We start from the raw sequence: 1,747 nt of genomic DNA on the forward strand, positions 1-1,747 counted from the left end.
ATGGCGCAACCTCACCCCGAAAACCCTGAAAAGCCGGGGAGTCGTGTAGTGTGTCGTTACGCACGCTAGACGACACAGCGCCTGGGCTCCGAGAGTGGCGGTGCCGAGGGGTAGCGCGTCCGTCCGCCAGCTGCACCATCTCTCGGGACGTGACCCGCGAGCCTGCACTGCGTGCAGGCGCCTCCGGCGGGCGTATTTAAGGCAAGAAGATGGAACGGGCGCCGGGAGAGCGGCGATGCCGGCGTGCCCGGGAGCGGGATCGGGGGGCGGTGTCGTGGAGTGCGTTCGTCGCGCCCGCGGGCCCGGATCGCGCCGGCCCCGCGGGCGTCCGGCCTCACTTGCCGAGCCAGACCGTCCCGCTCTTGTTGGTGACCGGCACGCCGACGGCGTTGCCGTACTCGGTCCAGGAGCCGTCGTAGTTGCGGACCTCGTAGCCGAGGATGCGCTTCAGCGCGAACCAGGAGTGGCTGGAGCGCTCGCCGATGCGGCAGTAGGTGATGACCGGCTGCGAGCCGTCGACGCCCTTCTCGGCGTAGATGGCGCGGATCTCGTCCACCGGCTTGAAGGTGCCGTCGTCGTTGACGATGGTCGCCCAGGGCACGTTCTCGGCGCCGGGGATGTGGCCGGCGCGGATCGAGAGCTCCTTGACCCCCTCGGGGGCGAAGATCCTGCCGAGGTACTCGTCGGGCGAGCGGATGTCGATCAGCTTGCCGGGCGCGCGGCCCTCGGCGACGGCGAGGACGTCGGGGAGCCGGGCGCGCAGCCCGTCGTTGCGCTCGGAGAGGGTGATGTCGGAGGCCGGGAAGGCGGGGACCTCGGCGGTCAGCGGCAGGCCGCGCGCCTCCCAGAGCCTGCGGCCGCCGTCGATGAGGCGCACCCGCGCCCCGAGGCCGTAGAGGTCGAGCACCCAGGCGCCCCAGGCGGCGAACCAGTTGTTGTGGTCGCCATAGATGACGATGGTGCCCTCGGGACCGACGCCGGCCTTGCGCAGCGTCGCCTCGAGCTTCTCGCGCGGGGCGATGTCGCGGTTCACCGTGTCGACGAGGTCGACGTGCCAGTCGAGGTTGACGGCGCCCGGGATGTGGCCGCCGGCATAGACCCCGGGATCGACGCTGACCTCGAAGATGCGCACCTCGGGGTTGTCGAGGTTGTCCCTGACCCAGTCGGCGGTCACCAGGGGATTGGTCTTGGTCATCTTCCTGCCTTTCGGAATGCGACCGGGCGCCGGATGCGCCCGATCCTAGTCGTTGAAGTGTCGGCCCTCGCGCACCTCGGCGACGTAGCCGGCGCGGATGGCGAAGTCGCCGAAGGGCTCGCCCGTCGTGCGGTCGCGGGCGTAGTGGGCGAGGGTCTTGTCGAGGGCCTCGAGGATCGCCGGCTCGCCGACGTTCTCGAGGTACATCTTGTTCAGCCGCTCGCCGTGAGCGCCGCCACCGAGGTAGAGGTTGTACTTCCCCGGCGCGCGGCCGGTGAGGCCGATCTCGGCGATGTAGGGGCGGGCGCAGCCGTTCGGGCAGCCGGTCATGCGGATGGTGATCGGCTGCTCGGAGAGACCGTGCGTGGCGAGGATCGCCTCGATCCTGGTGACGAGCTCGGGCAGGTAGCGCTCGCTCTCGGCCATGGCGAGGCCGCAGGTCGGCAGCGCGACGCAGGCCATGGAGTTGAGGCGGAGCGCGCTGCCCTGCGCGGCGGGGTCGATGCCGTGGGCGGCGAGCGTGGCCTCGATGGCCGGGCGGTCCTCCGGGGC

1 protein-coding gene and 1 pseudogene are annotated in these 1,747 nt (G+C 71.0%); both read right to left on the reverse strand.

Going from position 1 to position 1,747, the window contains the following annotated elements:
• Positions 1 to 334: 334 nt before the first annotated feature.
• Positions 335 to 1,195, reverse strand: coding sequence for a sulfurtransferase (locus tag Q0112_RS01760; RefSeq protein WP_297970580.1), 861 nt, complete (start codon positions 1,193 to 1,195; stop codon positions 335 to 337).
• A 45-nt stretch (positions 1,196 to 1,240) separates the two neighbouring features.
• Positions 1,241 to 1,747, reverse strand: a pseudogene (locus Q0112_RS01765) (sulfite reductase subunit beta); the annotation flags it as partial.

Source organism: uncultured Amaricoccus sp. (assembly GCF_937858865.1).
Taxonomy (GTDB): Bacteria; Pseudomonadota; Alphaproteobacteria; order Rhodobacterales; family Rhodobacteraceae; genus Amaricoccus.

Bases quoted from the DNA above. Each gene is read 5' to 3' on its own strand.
- Q0112_RS01760 (WP_297970580.1), bottom strand. From the start codon at position 1,195: ATGACCAAGACCAATCCCCTGGTGACCGCCGACTGGGTCAGGGACAAC.